The sequence below is a fragment of the Pedobacter miscanthi genome (genome assembly GCF_003315595.1).
GTDB lineage: Bacteria > Bacteroidota > Bacteroidia > Sphingobacteriales > Sphingobacteriaceae > Pedobacter > Pedobacter miscanthi.
The window spans coordinates 233,324-251,486 of record NZ_QNQU01000009.1 but is presented as its reverse complement, the minus strand read 5'-3'; the positions used below and the strand labels follow the sequence as shown (position 1 = coordinate 251,486).

Here is an 18,163-nt window from a genome sequence, read left to right as displayed (position 1 = left end):
CAAATGGATTTTAAAGCACAATTATTGGCAGGTATCCCCGCGCTTTTACCCGCAAAAAAAGCCAGAAACACAAAATTGAGCCATGCACCCGTAAGGAAAGCGGTTTTAAATACAGAAGAGAAAAAGTTGAGCATTAAAAATGCACTGCGTTATTTTCCCAATGCATGGCACCAGGAACTTGCAAACGAGTTTTTACACGAACTGGAAAGCTACGGACACATTTATATGTACCGTTTTATGCCCGATTATGCCATTTATGCAAGGCCAGTAACCGAATATCCTGCTCAAAGCGCACATGCTGCTGCCATTATGCTGATGATCCAGAATAACCTGGATCCGGCTATAGCGCAGCACCCTGAAGAGTTAATTACCTATGGTGGCAATGGCAGTGTGTTCCAGAATTGGGCGCAGTACCTCATTACCATGCAATACCTTGCAGTAATGACCGACAGGCAAACGCTGAACATTTACAGCGGGCACCCACAGGGTTTATTTCCTTCAAATACAGCTGCTCCGCGAGTGGTGGTAACAAATGGTATGATGGTGCCCAATTATTCTTCACCAGAAGATCTTGAAAAATTTAATGCCTTAGGCGTAACGCAATACGGACAGATGACCGCAGGTTCCTACATGTACATCGGTCCGCAGGGTATTGTGCATGGCACCGCGATTACCTTGATGAATGCTTTTCGTAAAAAAGGTTTTTATGGAAAAGATGTTGCCGGAAAAATTTTTCTTACAGCAGGTTTAGGCGGCATGAGTGGAGCTCAAACCAAAGCTGGCAATATTGTAGGCTGTATTACGGTATGTGCCGAGGTAAATCCAAAAGCAGCAAGTAAAAGGCACGAACAGGGCTGGGTAGATGAATTGATTGACAATTTAGATGGACTGGTAAATAGGGTATTGCTTGCCCAAACAGAAAAGGAAATAGTTTCGCTGGCCTTTATTGGTAATATTGTGGATGTTTGGGAACGTTTCGATCAGGAAAATATCGAAATTACCATCGGTTCTGACCAAACGTCGCTTCATAACCCCTATTCGGGTGGTTATTATCCGGCAGGTTTGAGTTTCGAGGAAGCAAATGAAATGATGGCCAATGCAGCCAGTGAGTTTAAACTTTGCGTTCAGGATTCGTTAAAAAGACAGGCAAACTGTATCAATAAACATACCGCTAAAGGAACCTATTTTTTCGATTATGGAAATGCCTTTTTGCTCGAATGTAGCCGGGCAGGGGCTGATGTAATGTCGGCTGACGGAATCACGTTTAAATACCCATCTTATGTAGAAGATATTTTGGGTCCGCTGTGCTTCGATTATGGTTTTGGGCCGTTTAGGTGGGTTTGTGCCTCGGGTAATGAAAAAGATCTTGATGTAACCGATCGCATTGCAAAGGAAGTGATGGAAGAAATTAAACTTACAGCGCCATCAGAAATACAGCAACAATTACAGGATAACATCAACTGGATTGCCGCTGCTAAAGAAAATAAGTTGGTAGTAGGTTCAAAAGCCCGGATTTTATATGCTGATGCCGAAGGTAGGGCTAAAATAGCCCTGCGCTTTAACGACGCCATTAAAACAGGTGAATTATCCGCTCCGGTAATTCTGGGTAGAGATCATCACGATGTGAGTGGAACAGATTCGCCCTTTAGAGAAACCAGTAATATTTACGATGGAAGCCGTTTTACAGCCGATATGGCAATTCATAATGTAATTGGCGATAGTTTTAGGGGTGCAACCTGGGTATCCATCCATAACGGCGGAGGTGTTGGCTGGGGTGAAGTAATTAATGGCGGTTTCGGGATGGTGATTGACGGAACCGATGAGGCAGCAGAAAAATTAAAGAATATGCTTTTTTACGATGTAAATAATGGAATTGCCAGACGAAGCTGGGCCCGCAATACAGAAGCCCGTTTTGCCATCGAACGCGAAATGCAGCGCACCGTCACCTTAAAAATAACCTTACCAAATCTGGTTGATGATGAGGTATTGGATGGGTTGGGGATATGATAATTATAGTCGTCACGATTACGCTTCGCTAATATCGTCATCTCGACTGGAGCAAAGCGAAATGGAGAGATCTATCTCGAGACAGATTTAGCTTCTCTGAGCACTTACGTGGTTCTCGACTACGTTGCACTTAGCTCGAAATGACGTTGCGAGGGGGGTAAAATACTCAAATACTTACTTCAAAGGCAAGGTAAAATGAAAAACAGAACCTTTACCTTCTTCACTTTCTGCCCATATTTTGCCATGATGCCTTTCGATAATTTCGGCACTTAAATAAAGTCCGATTCCGAAACCCGAAATGGTATGGTTACCCTGTACGCGGTAATAACGTTCAAATAATTTATCAATATCATCAGGTTTGATGCCGATACCTTCATCTTTGATCTGTACTTCAACCTCGGTATCAGATAATTTGCAGCTCACTTCGATTTTGGTACCATTATCCGAATATTTTAACCCGTTACTGATCAGGTTAGAGATTACATTTCCGATTTTATCACGGTCGGCATGGATCGTCACATCGCAGGTTGTATTTAATGTAATCTGATGCGAAGATTGAGAAATATAGGTTTCCTCAATTGTTTCTTTTAACAACTCCTCTAAGTTGAAATCAGTCTTTTCGATCAATAGCTTGCCCGATTCCAACCTCGAAACATTTAAGAAACCGTTAATCATGGTGGTCATTTTCCTGATCTGGCTATGTGCTTTGTCTAAAGCTATAATGGCATAATTGTCTTCGTCTTTTTTGGCTTTACGCTGCAAAACCTGTACAAAACCATTGATGGCTGTTAATGGTGTTTTTAACTCATGACTCACCATGCCTATAAAATCATTTTTGCGGAGTTCATCGAGTTTCTGCTCCGTGATATCAATAAACAATCCCGAATATTCGGTTGCATTTCCATGCTGATCTACAAATACCCTTCCGGTGGCCCTAACCCATTTTTCTTCGCCGGTAAGCAAATTATTGATGGAATATTCGGTATCACTTGATGAATGGTTTTTTAGCGCATTTTCCAAAGCCGAGTTCAGCATATCATGGTATTCGGGGTTGATGGCCTGCATAACGGCTTCCATTGCTGCAGGTTGATCTAAAGGAAGACCCAATAACGCTTTAACAAAACCCGACATGCTTATTTCCAATGTTTTTGGATCTATACTCCAGGTACCCATCCTGCCGGTTTCTATCGCCTGACGCAATTTTTCTTCGCTATCAGACAATCTGTTCACATATTGAATCAGGTCTTCGTGAGTTTGGGCAAGCTCTTCGTTGGTAGTGGCCAGTTCTTCATTTGCTGCGGCCATTTCCATATTGATGGCCTGAAGTTCTTCCTGGTAAATTTTACGTTCTGTAATGTCCGGACTTACAGTAGCCATGGCAATTACCTCATCATTTGCTTCATTTTTAATGGCAAAACCATTCCATTCTATCCAAAAAGGTTTGCCTGTTTCTTCATTCCAGAAACGGATTTCCTCCCTGAAATTCTGGTTGTGCAGAATGCCTGGCAGAAGAAGTTCGGCAGTAGCCCGGTCATCAGGAAAAACACAATCTAAAATGGTTCTATTGGCAATGCTTTTCCATCCCAGTTTTTGTATAGCAGCGGGATTAAGGTATTGGATAGATAAATCTAATTCTACCAGCCCAATAAATTCCGAACTGGCTTCAATCAGTTTGCTCAGGTTTAAGCGTTCCAGTTCAATTAATTTTCTTTCTGTAATATCCACACACGAACTGATGTAACCTGCAAAAGATCCATCTGCATCAAAGCGTGGTGTGGCGCTGGCTAACAACCACTGGTATTGGCTGTGTTTGTTGAGTATCCTTAATTCACCTGTAAATGCCTTTTTTTCTTCAAAGGCAGAGAGGTAAACATTCACATATTTATCGCGGTCTTCCGGATGGACAAGGTTGACCCAACCAAAGCCCAGCAGGGTTTCAATCGATTTACCGGTTAAATCTGTCCAGGATTTGTTGAAATAAACCGCATTTCCGTTTTCATCACCAACGCCGATAAAAATATCGGTTCCCTCAGCCATGGTTTTAAAACGTTTTTCACTTTCCGAAAGCTGGTTGAAGCGTTCCAATACACGCAGTTCCAATTCGTTGTTTAAAACATGGAGCGTTTCCTGTGTTTCCTGTAACTCTTCATTGGTAGCCACAAGCTCTTCGTTGGTAGCAGCCAGTTCTTCTACTGTTGCGGCCAATTCTTCATTTAAAGCCTGTTCGCGTTCAAGTGCCTCTGCTTTTTCCCGTTCCCGTTCTAATGCTTCCTGCCTCAGCACACGCTCGCTTACATCAATCGCGGTATGTAAAATACAGATGGTTTTTCCACCATCATCCTTTACTGCCCGATATTCAAAATCAAAATAAAAGGTCTGTATTTTGCCATCTATTTCGAGATCTGCTGCAGTATCTTTTCCCGAAATGACCAGTCCTTCGAGCCATACCTTTCTGAACATTTCAATAAAAGGCTGGCCTTTCAATTCCGGCAATGCATCTTCCAGCGATTTTCCGATCACACTCCTGTCTTTACCCCAGATCCTCAACATGGCATCATTTGCAGCCTGGATTATAGCCGTTTCTCCCACATGCACTGCCGTGGCAGTATGGGTTAAATTAAAAACTTCTAATAATTGATCGTTGCTTAAAAGATAACTGGATTGGTTCATTATGGGACGTTATGGGATAATCTAAAGTAAATATTTTATCTAAATTTCAAAATAATTTTTGGTGCATACCTAAGCAATGGACATGAACTATATACTAACCATAACCTCCTTAAAAAGGTTTTTAATTACATGAATTTCAGCTGCATATTGCGTATTTTTTCTACAACCAAAATACAGCGTATTTTTTAATGGCGTGGTCCCTTCCCATATTACCTTGATTTTTTCTTCTTCCACTTCTTTTTTGCAAAGAAAATCGGGAATAATGGCCAGGCCTTTTCCACCCGAAAGGCAGCGCACAATGGAATTGAGGTTCGGAACGATGTAGTTTGGCCTGAAATCGGCACGTTTGCCAAAATTAAGCTGCCAGAAACGTAACAAATGCTCCATATCGCCCGCGGTACCGTACCATTTTTGCTGCTTTAACCAGATTTCCATTTCTGTTAAATTATTTTTCTTGGCCAAAGTGTTAAAAACCTCTCCGTCTGTTTCTATTCCGCCTACTAACACTATCGTTTCAGAAGAAAATGCCTCGTGTTCTATATTGGGCGAATTGCCTTTTTGTGGAGTAATAATCAGGTCTAAAATGCCTTTATCCAGTTGATCGAGCATTTCAGGATATTCGCCAAAACGGATAATTACATTAAATGGGAGGGTAGAAATATATTGCTCCAGCGTAATCTGAAAGGTTTCGAAGCACATGCCCACACTAATGGTTGGAGTATGTTTTTCAGTGCTTTTCTGAAAATGTTTTTCGGCATCTTCGAGTTTTGCAAGTGGCTCTAAAATAAAGTTATACAACACTTTTCCTTTTTCCGTTGGGATCATTTTCCGGCCTGTACGTTCGAAGAGTTTATAACCTACATAACTTTCGAGAGAACTTAAATGTAAACTTACCCCGGGCTGCGAGATAAATAAACTTTCGGCTGCACCGGTTAAAGTACCGGTTTTATAAATCGCCTTAAAACTTCTGTACCATTCTAAATTAACCATTTTCTAGCTATTATAATTCTGATACAAAGCTATTAATTAACTTGTTTTAATAATAGATATTGCCTGATTAATTTTGTATCATCAAAATAGAAAACGAAATGACAAAAATATTCATTATCAACGGAGGGCAAAAATTTGGACACTCTGGTGGAAAATTTAACGAAACCATAGCAGATGCAACAGCAGAATTTTTTTCTGGATTAGCAGGCTTCGAAGTTAAAACAACCAACATCAACCACGATTATGATCCTGCTGAAGAAGTAGCCAAATATGTCTGGGCGAATGTGGTAATTTACCATACACCGATCTGGTGGTTCCAGTTGCCGCACGCTTTTAAAAAATATATTGATGTGGTATTTACCGAAGGTCATAAAAAAGGAATTTATGTAAGCGATGGCCGCAAAGCTGAAAACCCAACCAGAAATTACGGTACCGGGGGTATGTTGCACGGTCGTAAATATATGGTTACCACATCGTGGAATGCACCAAAAGAGGCATTTACCTTGCCGGGCGAATTTTTTATGGAAACCAGTGTGGATGATGGTGTGCTATTTGGTTTCCACAGGATGAATGCTTTTACCGGAATGGAAAGAATAGAAGGTATCCATTTTCATGATGTAGAAAAAAATGCCGACATTATAACAGCACTGAAACAGCACCAGGAACATTTAACAGAAAATTTTTTAAATACTGAAGTATATGAGCATTTATCTAACAGCAATAATTAAAAGTAAACCGGATACTGTAGCGCAGTTGAGAGGGGTTTTATTGGATATGGTGGCTAATTCGCGCAAGGAAGAAGCCTGTATTCAATACGATCTGCACAAATCAGCAGAGGACTTTACTTTTGTTTTTCAGGAAAAATGGAAAGATCAGACAGGGCTGGATCAACATAACCAACAGCCTTATATTTTGGCTTTTGTAGCACAGGCCAATTCGATTACGGATGAAATTGTAATTTATAAAACCGCGAAACTGGCCTGATTATAGTTTGGCCCGCCGGGCCGTAAACGAAGAACCCGCAGAGGCAATAACCACAAAAGCTACGGCAAAACATTCTTTAAGCGTAAGATATTCCTGCAGGAAAACCAAAGCGGCTAACGAAGCCATAGCCGGTTCGAGGCTCATCAAAATACTGAAAGTCCGTGCCGGGATCTGTTTTAGGGCTTTCATTTCGAGGGTAAACGGAATGGCGCTTGATAGTAGAGCAAGCGCTGCTCCCAAACCCAATAATTTTGGGCTTAAATTACTTAAACCACCACCAAAAATTCCAAATGGAAGGATTACCAGGGTGGCAAATATCATCCCAACGGCAACGGCTTCGCCGCCCTTCATAATTTTCGAAATCCTGCCGCCCAATATAATATACCCTGCCCAAAAAACACCAGCAAGTAATGCCAGCAATACGCCGGCTAAATTTAGTCCGGTGCCTGTCCACGGGGTGATGAGTATAATCCCCGTAGCGGCCAGTATTACCCAAATAAAATCTATTGCTTTTTTAGAACCAAAAATGGCTAAAACCAGTGGTCCTACAAATTCTAAAGTTACGCCCAAACCAATCGGGATCCGGGCAATGGCCATGTAAAACACCATGTTCATTATACCCAAACAAACCCCATAAAGAATGGCATATTTCCATTGTTTGGCGGTTAATTTAAACAGGTTGGGTCGAAAAGCGATGAGTAAGATTACAGCTGATAAACCAATACGTAGCGATGCAGTAGCTGCTGCCCCAATTTGGGGAAAAAGCCCTTTCGCAATAGCCGCACCGCATTGTACACTGATAATAGACAGTAAAACAGCTGGTATTGGTGGAATATTGATTTTGCTTTTCATCAGGGCGCTCGTAAAATGAGGCGCAAAATTACGGAATTATAATCTCCCAATTTTTTTAAATAAAAAAAGGGAGAATCAGATTACACCGATTCTCCCTTTAGAGCTGCTAATAAATCAATTTGTAGCCTTGGCCTCTGATATTAATAATAAAAACCGACGGATCATGTTTTAAATACTTACGCAATTTTGTGATGAACACATCTAAACTCCTGCCCGAGAAATAATCGTTATTGTTCCACAAGGTGTTCAAAATTAGATTTCGATCAAGTACATTGTTTTTATTTAATAATAACATTTGTAATATTTCTGCCTCCCTATTGGTTAAGGTCTTATGGGTTCCTTCGAAAGTTAATATACCTTCGGGATAATGAAAATGATAGTTCCCGATATGGACTACCTTTTTTTTCTGCTCCTCAATTTTAACAACTAATCTATTTTGGCTCAATAATGCTTTAATCCTGATTACCAGTTCTTCTATACTAAAAGGTTTTTTCAGATAATCGTTGCCACCGCTTTCGAAACCCATCACCACATCTGCTGGAAGTGATTTTGAGGTTAGAAATATAATAGGGGTTTTAGTATCAATTTGCCTAAGCTGTTTTGCGATGGAGAAGCCATCGCCATCAGGCAGCATTACATCTAAAACCAAAATATCCGGCTTAATTTTATGGTATTGTATAATGGTTTCTTTAGCAGTTAAAGTATGTGTTACTTCGAATCCTTTTAAGACTAATGTTTCCTTGACGATTTCGGCAAGTGCAGGCTCGTCTTCTACAAAGAGAATTTTGTTTAAAGTGGCCATCCCAAAGTGATTTTAGTCCCTTTACCTAATTTACTTTCCATTTTATACCAGCCATCGTGCAGGTGCATAATCTGCTTCACATAATTTAACCCTAAACCGTGCCCTTTCACGGGATGACTATTTCCGGTACTTACGCGATAGAATTTCTCGAACACTGCAGAAATGTCTTTTTCAGCTATTCCGATGCCATTGTCTTCAACCAATATAGTTAAAAAATATTCTTTCTTTTGAACAGTTACCTTGATTAAGGCTTCTTCACCCGAATACTTTATTGCATTGTCTATGATGTTGCTTATGGCATGCTGAAACTGAGTGGCATCAACATTTATTTCTTTTAATTGACTGTCGTTTTTGTAATCAATAACCATCCCTTTCCTGGTTTTCATTTCATGCAGCTGTATAATCTCCATTATTTTATTGTCGAAAAGAATTTTTTCTTTTAATACGGGAGATTTACCATCTTCATAAATAGCAATGTTTAATACTTTATCCACCAGGATATTCAATCTTTCAATTTCATTTTTTGCATGGATAAGGTACCGATTATATTTATCGTCATCGCTGCGGATGATAGGATTATTTAAGGCTTCAATGGCAACTGAAACAGTTGATATTGGTGTTTTAAATTCGTGGGTAATATTGCTGATAAAATCATTTTTGATAACGGATAATCTTTTCTCCCAAAAAAGCCTTTTTAATAGGATAATCATACAGCCTGATACGATAACGATCATTGCAAATGACGAGAATAAGAGCAAGGCCATTCTGGAAAGAATGTATGCAGATGGACTTTTGAACATTGCCCTTACATATCGTTGATCATCGGTGTAGCGGTAGGTTTCAAAAGCTCTGGTAACAAAAGCATAACCCATCTTTTTTATGCCCTTGTTATTGGTGCTATCAATCTTTTTAACAATAAAGTTATAAGGTGTTTTAATATTGCGTGCTTTTAAATAAATATTGAATGCAGGCCTCAAACGGGTAGTGTCGAACTGGTATTTATTGGCTTGCTCATTCATGAAAATACCAAGTTTTTGCGTTCGGTAGTAAATAACATGCGATTCCATATCCTCTTCTCTCATTAATAAGGCAAGGTGGCCAGCAACGTGTTTGCGTACGCTGGTATCGCTTTTATTTTTTGGAATGGCCTTGCTATAATCTGATAAGCTAAACGACGATGTGAATTTATCTTTCTCATTACCTTTTGCCCTTACTGTGTAGATATATTTTTTATCTTTTTTATCAAATCTTGCGCTAATCAAAAAAGCATTGGTATCTAAAAGCTTTTTTTCAATAATGTTCTGAATGGTATCGCATCGTAAGCTGAGCTCTTTTTTAACTCCATCTTCGAAGGCAAGGTTTACTTCCTTTTCAAAATCTTTCAAAGTGGCTTTGTAATAGTTAACGATCCAATACACCTGCAACGATAAAAGTGTTACCATTACTGAAAAACAGATTATAATTAAAATATTGGCACTTTTTCGCATCATCAAATTTATATTAAATCTCTAAATCCAAATATTGCATTAACATAATATAACCTAAAATAACATAACTGATAACACAGTTTAAAATGGGTTTTGCTCAGTTTTGGTAAAACAAAAAATGATGAAAGCAATATTTTTTAATCTATTATTATCTATTTATGCCCATAGTGTAATGGCACAAGGTATTCAGGTCAAAGCTGGTGATCAATTCCCTGATATATTGATCAAAAACTTAATCAATTCGCCCGTTAAGTTTATTCAATTTGGACAGAAGCAGGATAATAAGATCTATATCTTAAACCTATGGGGTACCTGGTGTAGTCCGTGTATTCCCGAAATGGATACCTTGGCCAAACTACAAATGCATAATCCGGCAAGCATCCAGGTAATCGGTATTTCTGACGAAAAGCCTTCGAGGCTTATCAATTACCTGGTCAAAAAACCATCAAAGGTTTGGCTCTGTAGTGATACATCCGGATTTTTTTATAAACTGTTTGCGTTTGCATATGTAGGGCAAAGTGCAATTGTAGATGCGAAGGGTAAGGTTGTAGCCTTGGTTAAAAGTGATTTGATTAACCAAAAAATGATTGATCGCTTGGTAAAAGGATTAGCAGTAAAATCTACAGCTGAATTTAAAGAGAAACCCGTAAATAGCAGCGATGATATTTTTGCCGTCGACTCTACTCAAATCCATAGTTTTTCACTGCGTGGTTATATTAAGGGCCAGCATTCAGGAAGTAAGCGGTATACCGATAAAAGTGTTTTTGATGGGCGTAGGATAAGCTTTACCAATGCCACTATAGCTTCCTTATATAAAGATGCCTATGGTGTTGTTTCTGAAAAACAATTGATTTACGAACTTCCGGAAAAAGAAGTGTCTGATTTTGATCATAAAGAAACACTTTATTCTTTAGACCTGCTGGTTAGGCCCGAAGAAAGGGATAGTTTAATGATGATCCTACAGAAGAAACTTTTATTACTACTTCCGGTAAAGGTGAGGGTAGAATACAGGGTAATGCCTGTTTATACGTTGATAAATAAAAACTTTACTCAAAAAGAATCAGTTGATGAAAAACTGAGTTATGGTTTTAGCGGGGAAGGTTATGACGGGCAGGGTGCTACATTAGCTAACTTTGCAAACGATTATCTGAGTAATGAATTTAGTTTGCCAGTTGTAGATGAAACCGGTTTAACAAAACGATACAACATTAAAACAGAGGTTGCGATGAGAAATAAAGAAGGCATTCTTAAATCGATTAATGATATCGGATTAGATATAGTTAAACAGGACAGAAGGATAAAAGTTCTGGTTTTCTACAAATAAAAAATGGCCCGGTTAACCGGGCCATTACAGATAGAATTTCATTAACTAAACAGTTCCTGTTCATCCCTGTTTTCAGTTGGAATCTTTTTCAAAAAATCATCAAACGATGGTCCGTCGTTATCTGAATAGATACCATAGGCATCCAGTATATACCCGATATTTTTATCCTTATCTTCTACAAGATATAATACAGAATTATCTGCCGGATCCGAATCGCCTTCAAAGCGATAGGTTTTAACAATGGTTAAATCTTCAGGTTTATAAATTTTGCCAAGTGATTTACTCTGCATTTTACCGTGATCGGATATTTTTAGTTCGTTATCTTTTCCTTTCAGCCTCAATTTCTCCAGAATTTGACTCAAAGTGTTCATTGCAATTGGCTGTTCCATAGTTTTACGATTTTATACTGATTAAACAAGTGGTACTGGAAATGGTTTTGCAGGCAAGTGGTTTTAATAGAGGTTAAAAATTAATTGATCGGATTTGTTTTTTGTTTCCCACAGATAGCACAGAAAAGGACCCAGATTTAAGCCGGTTTTACCATGCTGTTATTCACGATTTATCATCTGGCGAAGTCAATGGGTCTTCGATTACTGCATTTCATAAAATAGCTACCCTATCATTTAAGCATATCTTTATAAGATGTTACGCTAACTTCCTTTAAATAAAAAACAAGTTTTATCGAAGAACGCACGTAGGGGAAATCAGAAAACAGTTACAAAACAGAACAATTTGGCAACGGCAAACCTAAAACGCAGTGGTTTTGCGGGAAAAATATTTGGACTTATGTCCACTCGCTAAAATAGCTATCGGAATCAAAACATATTGAAGCGGTTTAAAAATTTAACTACTTTTTTTATGCAATTTGATATGGGTTGTCATCATCATTAAAAAAACCTGAACTATTATGGCAACTTTAAACGAATCTCAAAGCGGCAAGGCCGTAAAAGGAAGAACCAAAAAACCAACACCAAAAGTAGATCTTACCGCGATGGTAGACCTCATGTTTTTATTAACTACATTTTTTATGCTCACCACGACGTTGAGCCAATTAAATGCTGCAGATATTGCTAAACCTGTTAAGGAAGACTGTATTGATTTTGCCCCTTTTCCCGAATCGCGCACCATGACCATCGTACTGGGGAAAGATAACAAAGCGGTTTCATACATGGGAACCATTGAAAGCGCAAAAATGAAAGTGATTCCTGTAACGGATCTCCAAAAAGAAATTAGTGCAAATAAACTACTGGTTGCTACTACGCATCAAAACAAGCCTGATAAATACATGGTTGTAATCATCAAGCCTGGCAAGGCGGCTAAGTTCCAGAATTTTGTTGATGTAATTGATGAAATGAAAATCGCGGACATAAAATCTTATAGCATAGACGATGATCATTTCGCAGAAAAAGAGTTGATTTTTATGAAAAATAATCAACTTTAAATACTACTCATTTTTGAGTACTAGGAGTGGCTATTGAGCGAATAAAAAGAATATAAAACGTTTTATGGCTAATGAATAAATTGAATATGAGAACTAATGTGCTAGTTTTTTAATGAATATTGCGTTTTTGATAAGTTTAAGGCGGTTTTATAGGGTGATTAACTAATCGTTAGGTTTGTGTTAGATGCTTAATACTACATCTGTATAGCTAATATGATTACATTAGTCGAAGTGTTTGGCCAAGCATCAGGCGCATCCCGAAAAGCCTTAAAAGAGTAGGGATCTTAAAACTCAAAAAAATCTAGTATGAAAAGTTTAGAATTAAAAAATCTTGGTGTTAAAGAAATGAACACAACTGAAATGTCACAAGTAGAAGGTGGTGGTATTGTTAACAATACTTTAAACGAACTTTTAGCTTCTCTTTCAGGAACTTTAAATGCAGTTGGCGCCGACACTTCAGCATTTTTAAACAAAACAGTAACCAATGTTTTGAAACTTGTTTGGAGTTTATAAGCAAATTTATCGCATCCGCTGTTCGGGTTTTCCGGATAACGGATGCTTTAAAATCTATCCCATATGGCGCTAACCAACTACTCCACTGAAAGAATATCGAATACCGCTCTTGTTTACCGCTCCCGCATCAGCAAATCAAACCAGTTAATATACATTGTTACCGTAGTTGCAATTTTAACGGTTTTAATTGCCCTTCCCTTTATTAAAATTCCCATCAGCATAAATGGTACAGGCATTTTGCAATCTACCATCGAAAAAACAGAACTTATTGTGCCGGTTAATGGCCGTTTGATTGAATACAGGCTTTCGGACAATAAAAGACTTAAACAGGGTGATACCCTTTTGGCCATTGATGCTGGCTTACCCAAACAGCAGGATGCCCTGGTAGAGACCCGTAAAAATCAGGTTACGCAATTTTTACATGATATTAATGCCCTGCTGTCGTTTAATGGCGGTTCCAATTTACAAACCGGTCAGTACGCGGCTTCGTGGCAACAATATGTGCAGGAATTAAAAAATGCCGGAATCACAAAAAGACAGGCAGCCAGCACATTTGCGCGTTATAATAAACTTTATCAGAATAAAGTGCTTACGCAATCAGAATACGAAAAATACAGATACGAACTCGAGCAGGCCGAATCGGCTTATTTGATGGTACGTACCAAATATAAAACCCAATGGCAAACCGAAGCCAACGGGTTCCGCAACGAACTGCGCCAGCTTTCTGGTCAGCAGGCCGAGCTGAACGAACAAAAAAAGCAATACGTTTTACGTGCACCGATTGATGGTTCGGTACAGAACCTGGTTGGTTTACAGCAGGGCGCTTATGTATTTGCCAACCAAAAAGTTGGGGAGGTTTCGCCCGATGCAGGTTTGGCCGCTTATTGTTACATCAATCCTGCAGACATCGGCTTAATTAGAAAAGGACAGGAAGTGCACTTCCAGATCAATGCCTATAACTATAACCAATGGGGTTTGGCCGTGGGTAAGGTAATTGATATTTCGGACGACATTGTTATTCTCAACAATAGCCAACCTGCTTTTAAGGTAAAATGCTTAATGGATAAAAATTTCCTGAAATTAAAAAACGGTTATAAAGGCTACCTTAAAAAAGGCATGAACTTTACCGCCCGTTTTAAAGTAACCAACCGCAGTTTATACCAATTACTTTACGATAAGGTAGACAATTGGGTTAACCCAAACCTCATCCAAAAAACATAGCAGGCAATGAGTACAAAAGTAAAGCAACGGGATATTACAGATTGTGGAGCAGCTTGTTTGGCTTCAATCGCCTCGCATTACAAATTGGATCTGGCAGTTGCCCGTATCAGGCAGTTGGCAGGTACCGATAAAAAAGGAACCACCGTTTTAGGCCTTGTAGAGGCCGCCCAGAAATTAGGCTTTGAGGCAAAAGGTGTAAAAGCACCTTTTGATAGTTTATTTAAAATTCCTACGCCAGCTATTGCCCACATTATTGTAAACGATATCCTGCAGCATTATGTAGTAATTTACAAGGTAAACAGCAAATTTATAGAGGTGATGGACCCTATGGATGGGAAAGTGCGCCGTAAAACACATGAAGAATTTAAAAAGGAATGGACTGGTGCTTTAGTATTATTGTTACCATCAGAAAATTTTCAGATCGGCAATGAAAAAAAATCAATCCAGGGGAGATTTTGGAGTTTGATTAAACCGCACAAAGGCATTCTGACACAGGTTTTATTCGGTGCAATTGTTTATACTGTATTGGGTTTGTCAACCTCTATTTTTGTGCAGAAACTAGTCGATTTTGTGCTGGTAGATGGCAATCATAACCTGCTTAACCTGATGAGTATTGCCATGATGGTGATCTTATTGGTGCAAATGTTTATCGGCTCTGCAAAAACAGTTTTTACTTTAAAAACCGGTCAGTTGATTGATTCGCAGCTGATTTTAGGCTATTACAAACACTTATTGCGTTTGCCCCAGCAGTTTTTCGACACCATGCGGGTTGGCGAAATTATTTCGAGGATAAACGATGCCGTAAAAATCAGGACTTTTTTAAACGATGTATGTGTCAATTTTGTGGTGAACGTTTTTATCGTTTTCTTTTCGTTCATCATGATGTTTACCTATTACTGGAAACTCGCACTCATTACGCTTACCGTTATTCCCCTGTATTTTGTGATTTATGTGATTACAGATCGGTTTAACAAACGTACACAGCGCAGGCTGATGGAAGATGCTGCCGAACTCGAATCGCAACTGGTAGAAAGTTTAAACGCAGTAGGTACCATTAAACGTTTCGGCCTCGAAGATCATGCTAACGAAAAAACCGAAACTCGTTTTATCAAGTTGCTCCAGGCTGGTTTTAAATCCAATATTAATGCCGTGGTATCGGGTACTTCTACCGAATTTATTTCGAGGATGATTACCATTATTCTGCTTTGGGTTGGTGCAGGTTATGTATTGAGCAATTCGATTACGCCGGGAGAGTTATTGTCGTTTTACACGTTGATTGGTTATTTTACTGGTCCGGTTTCTTCATTAATCGGTATGAACAAAACGGTACAGGATGCCGTAATTGCTGCCGACCGTTTATTCGAAATTATGGATCTGGAACGCGAAAGCGACGAAAACCAGATTGAGTTGACTACAGATAAAATTGGCGATATCCATTTCGAAAATGTTTCCTTCCGCTATGGTGCAAGGCTGCCTGTTTTCGAAAATCTGAATTTAACTATACCACAGGGCAAATTTACGGCCATTGTGGGGGAGAGCGGCTCAGGAAAATCGACTTTAATGTCGATTCTGCAGAATATTTATCCAATCCAGGCCGGTAATGTACGCATTGGTAAATACGACCTCAAATACATCACCAATTCCTCGCTCCGCAAAATGGTATCGGTAGTGCCACAGCAAATTGATTTATTTGCCGGTAACGTAATCGAAAATATTGCCATCGGCGAAGAAGAACCGGATATGCAAAGGATTATCGATATCGCCACCAAGCTGGGACTGATTGGTTTTATTGAAGCTTTACCGAAAGGTTTTCAGACTTATCTGGGAGAAAACGGAACATCGTTATCAGGCGGACAGCGGCAGCGGATTGCTATTGCAAGGGCTTTATACCGCGATCCGGAAATTTTAATATTAGACGAAGCCACCTCATCACTCGATTCGGTTTCGGAGCAGCATGTACAGCGGATGATTGAGCTTTTAAAAGCTGATGAAAAAACTGTAATCGTAATTACCCATCGATCGAGCACGCTGAATAATGCCGATAAAATTATTGTGCTTGATAAAGGTGTTGTGGTAGAAGAGGGCAGCCACCGCGAGCTGAAATACCTTTTAGCCTAACAAGGCGTTCCGTAGGAACGCTTCATAGGTAGCCAATTGTAGATTGGCGTTTTCGTTCCATAGGAACGTTTCGTGTTTTTAACATGGCTCAAGCCAATTTCGTAAGTTTAGCGCAGGGTTTTTTAACTCCAAGAACCATATACCTTAGTTAAATAAACCCGACAGTAGCGTACACCGAACGCAGTGAGGTAAAGCGCATGGCGGGACTTTCGGAACCGATGAGCAAAAAAACCTGCTTTTCAAAAAAAGAGCTTATCTCAACTTACGAAGTCTGCCATTGCATTGACCCGTGCACACTTCGTGAGTTTTGCAAAAAAAAAGGCGTTCTGCAACATTGCAAAACGCCTTTTCTATAAATTTATTTAAAAATTAAATACCGAAAGCAGCTTTAACCTGGTCTACGTAATCTAATTTCTCCCAGGTAAACAGATCAACCGAAACCGTTTTTTCTTCACCGTTTGGTGTTCTGAAAGTTTTGGTAACCGTTTCTGGCGTGCGGCCCATGTGTCCGTAAGCAGCAGTTTCGCTATAAATCGGGTTTCTTAATTTTAAACGTTGCTCAATAAAATAAGGGCGCATATCAAAAATCGATTCAACAATTTTAGCAATCTCGCCATCAGTTTTACCCACTTTACCTGTTCCGTAAGTGTTGATGTAAATACCCATTGGTTTTGCAACACCGATAGCATACGATACCTGAACCAGAATTTCGTCGGCAATACCTGCGGCCACTAAATTTTTAGCGATGTGGCGTGTAGCATAAGCAGCACTTCTATCTACTTTACTTGGATCTTTACCCGAGAAAGCACCACCACCGTGGGCACCTTTACCACCGTAAGTATCTACAATGATTTTTCTGCCGGTTAAGCCGGTATCGCCATGCGGGCCGCCAATTACAAATTTACCAGTTGGGTTAATGTGGTATTCGATTTTATCGCTAAACAAATGCGCATATTGCGGATTGCTTTTGATAATTCTTGGGATTAAAATGTTAACCAGGTCGGTTTTGATTTTAGCCAGCATTGCAGTTTCTTCATCAAAATCATCGTGCTGCGTAGAAATTACGATAGCATCAATGCGAACCGGTTTGTTGTTATCATCATACTCTAACGTAACCTGGCTTTTTGCATCAGGACGCAGGTATTTAATTTCGTTGTTCTCGCGACGTAAAACTGCAAGTTCCTGTAATAATTTATGCGAAAGATTTAATGCCAAAGGCATGTAATCTTCGGTTTCGTTAGTAGCGTAACCGAACATCATCCCCTGATCGCCGGCACCCTGATCTTCTTTATTGCTTCTGTCTACACCCTGGTTAATATCCTGCGATTGCTCGTGTATAGCCGATAAAATACCACAAGAGTTAGCCTCAAACATGTATTCGCTTTTGGTGTAACCAATTTTTTTGATCACATCACGTGCAATTTGTTGTACATCTAAATATGTTTTAGACTTTACTTCACCCGCCAAAATAACCTGCCCGGTAGTAACCAAAGTTTCGCAAGCTACCTTTGATTCCGGATCGAAAGCCAAAAAGTTATCAATTAATGCATCCGAAATTTGATCGGCGATTTTATCTGGGTGACCTTCAGAAACAGATTCTGATGTAAATAAATATGACATTTATTAAATAATTAATGATAAATAAACAAATTTATAATTGCCAAACCCCTTGGAAACAGGTGGTTAAATGATTGAAAGGAGGCATTAGCAATTTTTTTAAGTGGTTGCAATCCGGTCCCGAGGTGTCGGGATAG

Annotated in this window: 15 protein-coding genes; 8 read left to right on the top strand and 7 right to left on the bottom strand. The window is 39.3% G+C overall.

The features are described 5' to 3' along the window. Positions 1–3: 3 nt before the first annotated feature. The gene (locus DRW42_RS12580) at positions 4–2,007 is read left to right on the top strand and encodes a urocanate hydratase (RefSeq protein ID WP_113949168.1); all 2,004 of its coding nucleotides are present in this window, start codon (positions 4–6) and stop codon (positions 2,005–2,007) included. Positions 2,008–2,181: 174 nt separating this feature from the next. Here DRW42_RS12580 and DRW42_RS12575 read toward each other — a convergent pair whose 3' ends face one another. Next, positions 2,182–4,677: a PAS domain S-box protein gene (locus DRW42_RS12575; RefSeq protein ID WP_113949167.1), complete on the bottom strand. Its 2,496-nt coding sequence runs from the start codon at positions 4,675–4,677 to the stop codon at positions 2,182–2,184. Positions 4,678–4,764: 87 nt separating this feature from the next. Continuing rightward, positions 4,765–5,667, bottom strand: coding sequence for a LysR family transcriptional regulator (locus tag DRW42_RS12570; protein ID WP_113949166.1), 903 nt, complete (start codon positions 5,665–5,667; stop codon positions 4,765–4,767). 98 nt (positions 5,668–5,765) lie between these two features. Between DRW42_RS12570 and DRW42_RS12565 the strand changes: the two genes are divergently transcribed. After that, positions 5,766–6,395: an NAD(P)H-dependent oxidoreductase gene (locus DRW42_RS12565; protein WP_113949165.1), complete on the top strand. Its 630-nt coding sequence runs from the start codon at positions 5,766–5,768 to the stop codon at positions 6,393–6,395. After that, the gene (locus tag DRW42_RS12560) at positions 6,367–6,651 is read left to right on the top strand and encodes a putative quinol monooxygenase (protein WP_113949164.1); all 285 of its coding nucleotides are present in this window, start codon (positions 6,367–6,369) and stop codon (positions 6,649–6,651) included. The genes DRW42_RS12565 and DRW42_RS12560 overlap by 29 nt, the downstream gene beginning before the upstream one ends. Here the strand turns inward: DRW42_RS12560 and DRW42_RS12555 are convergent, their stop codons facing one another. The 3 genes from DRW42_RS12555 to DRW42_RS12545 form a co-directional block, all read right to left on the bottom strand. Then, entirely contained in the window at positions 6,652–7,503 is an 852-nt protein-coding gene (locus tag DRW42_RS12555) for an EamA family transporter (RefSeq protein ID WP_113949163.1), read from the bottom strand. Positions 7,504–7,609: 106 nt separating this feature from the next. Further along, entirely contained in the window at positions 7,610–8,305 is a 696-nt protein-coding gene (locus DRW42_RS12550) for a response regulator transcription factor (RefSeq protein WP_113949162.1), read from the bottom strand. Further along, a complete protein-coding gene (locus DRW42_RS12545) occupies positions 8,293–9,747 on the bottom strand; it encodes a sensor histidine kinase (protein ID WP_158544335.1) in 1,455 nt (484 codons plus the stop codon). The genes DRW42_RS12550 and DRW42_RS12545 overlap by 13 nt, the downstream gene beginning before the upstream one ends. Positions 9,748–9,913: 166 nt before the next feature. On the opposite strand from DRW42_RS12545, the gene DRW42_RS12540 reads away from it, so the two are divergent. Beyond that, on the top strand, positions 9,914–11,116 hold the full coding sequence (locus tag DRW42_RS12540; RefSeq protein WP_158544334.1) for a redoxin domain-containing protein: 1,203 nt from the start codon (positions 9,914–9,916) through the stop codon (positions 11,114–11,116). Positions 11,117–11,157: 41 nt separating this feature from the next. Here the strand turns inward: DRW42_RS12540 and DRW42_RS12535 are convergent, their stop codons facing one another. Then, positions 11,158–11,505 carry a hypothetical protein gene (locus tag DRW42_RS12535; protein WP_113949159.1) on the bottom strand — a complete coding sequence of 116 codons (348 nt, stop codon included), beginning with the start codon at positions 11,503–11,505 and terminating at the stop codon, positions 11,158–11,160. Between the two features lie 518 nt (positions 11,506–12,023). Here DRW42_RS12535 and DRW42_RS12530 point away from each other — a divergent pair. From DRW42_RS12530 to DRW42_RS12515, 4 genes are all read left to right on the top strand, one after another. Continuing rightward, positions 12,024–12,557: a biopolymer transporter ExbD gene (locus DRW42_RS12530; RefSeq protein WP_113949158.1), complete on the top strand. Its 534-nt coding sequence runs from the start codon at positions 12,024–12,026 to the stop codon at positions 12,555–12,557. A gap of 306 nt (positions 12,558–12,863) precedes the next feature. Continuing rightward, entirely contained in the window at positions 12,864–13,070 is a 207-nt protein-coding gene (locus tag DRW42_RS12525) for a bacteriocin (RefSeq protein WP_086548660.1), read from the top strand. A 63-nt stretch (positions 13,071–13,133) separates the two neighbouring features. Continuing rightward, positions 13,134–14,291 (top strand): HlyD family secretion protein, encoded by a 1,158-nt coding sequence (locus DRW42_RS12520; protein ID WP_113949157.1) that lies wholly within the window; start codon positions 13,134–13,136, stop codon positions 14,289–14,291. A 6-nt stretch (positions 14,292–14,297) separates the two neighbouring features. Then, positions 14,298–16,409 (top strand): peptidase domain-containing ABC transporter, encoded by a 2,112-nt coding sequence (locus tag DRW42_RS12515; RefSeq protein WP_113949156.1) that lies wholly within the window; start codon positions 14,298–14,300, stop codon positions 16,407–16,409. Between the two features lie 369 nt (positions 16,410–16,778). Here the strand turns inward: DRW42_RS12515 and metK are convergent, their stop codons facing one another. Further along, entirely contained in the window at positions 16,779–18,029 is a 1,251-nt protein-coding gene (metK, locus tag DRW42_RS12510; protein ID WP_113949155.1) for a methionine adenosyltransferase, read from the bottom strand. Positions 18,030–18,163 lie beyond the last annotated feature (134 nt).

Excerpts from the sequence above, each read along its gene's own strand:
- metK (WP_113949155.1), bottom strand. The coding sequence starts at position 18,029 with ATGTCATATTTATTTACATCAGAATCTGTTTCTGAAGGTCACCCAGAT.
- DRW42_RS12575 (WP_113949167.1), bottom strand. The coding sequence starts at position 4,677 with ATGAACCAATCCAGTTATCTTTTAAGCAACGATCAATTATTAGAAGTT.
- DRW42_RS12570 (WP_113949166.1), bottom strand. The coding sequence starts at position 5,667 with ATGGTTAATTTAGAATGGTACAGAAGTTTTAAGGCGATTTATAAAACC.
- DRW42_RS12560 (WP_113949164.1), top strand. The coding sequence starts at position 6,367 with ATGAGCATTTATCTAACAGCAATAATTAAAAGTAAACCGGATACTGTA.
- DRW42_RS12520 (WP_113949157.1), top strand. The coding sequence starts at position 13,134 with ATGGCGCTAACCAACTACTCCACTGAAAGAATATCGAATACCGCTCTT.
- DRW42_RS12540 (WP_158544334.1), top strand. The coding sequence starts at position 9,914 with ATGAAAGCAATATTTTTTAATCTATTATTATCTATTTATGCCCATAGT.
- DRW42_RS12580 (WP_113949168.1), top strand. The coding sequence starts at position 4 with ATGGATTTTAAAGCACAATTATTGGCAGGTATCCCCGCGCTTTTACCC.
- DRW42_RS12555 (WP_113949163.1), bottom strand. The coding sequence starts at position 7,503 with ATGAAAAGCAAAATCAATATTCCACCAATACCAGCTGTTTTACTGTCT.
- DRW42_RS12565 (WP_113949165.1), top strand. The coding sequence starts at position 5,766 with ATGACAAAAATATTCATTATCAACGGAGGGCAAAAATTTGGACACTCT.
- DRW42_RS12525 (WP_086548660.1), top strand. The coding sequence starts at position 12,864 with ATGAAAAGTTTAGAATTAAAAAATCTTGGTGTTAAAGAAATGAACACA.
- DRW42_RS12545 (WP_158544335.1), bottom strand. The coding sequence starts at position 9,747 with ATGGTAACACTTTTATCGTTGCAGGTGTATTGGATCGTTAACTATTAC.
- DRW42_RS12530 (WP_113949158.1), top strand. The coding sequence starts at position 12,024 with ATGGCAACTTTAAACGAATCTCAAAGCGGCAAGGCCGTAAAAGGAAGA.
- DRW42_RS12515 (WP_113949156.1), top strand. The coding sequence starts at position 14,298 with ATGAGTACAAAAGTAAAGCAACGGGATATTACAGATTGTGGAGCAGCT.
- DRW42_RS12535 (WP_113949159.1), bottom strand. The coding sequence starts at position 11,505 with ATGGAACAGCCAATTGCAATGAACACTTTGAGTCAAATTCTGGAGAAA.
- DRW42_RS12550 (WP_113949162.1), bottom strand. The coding sequence starts at position 8,305 with ATGGCCACTTTAAACAAAATTCTCTTTGTAGAAGACGAGCCTGCACTT.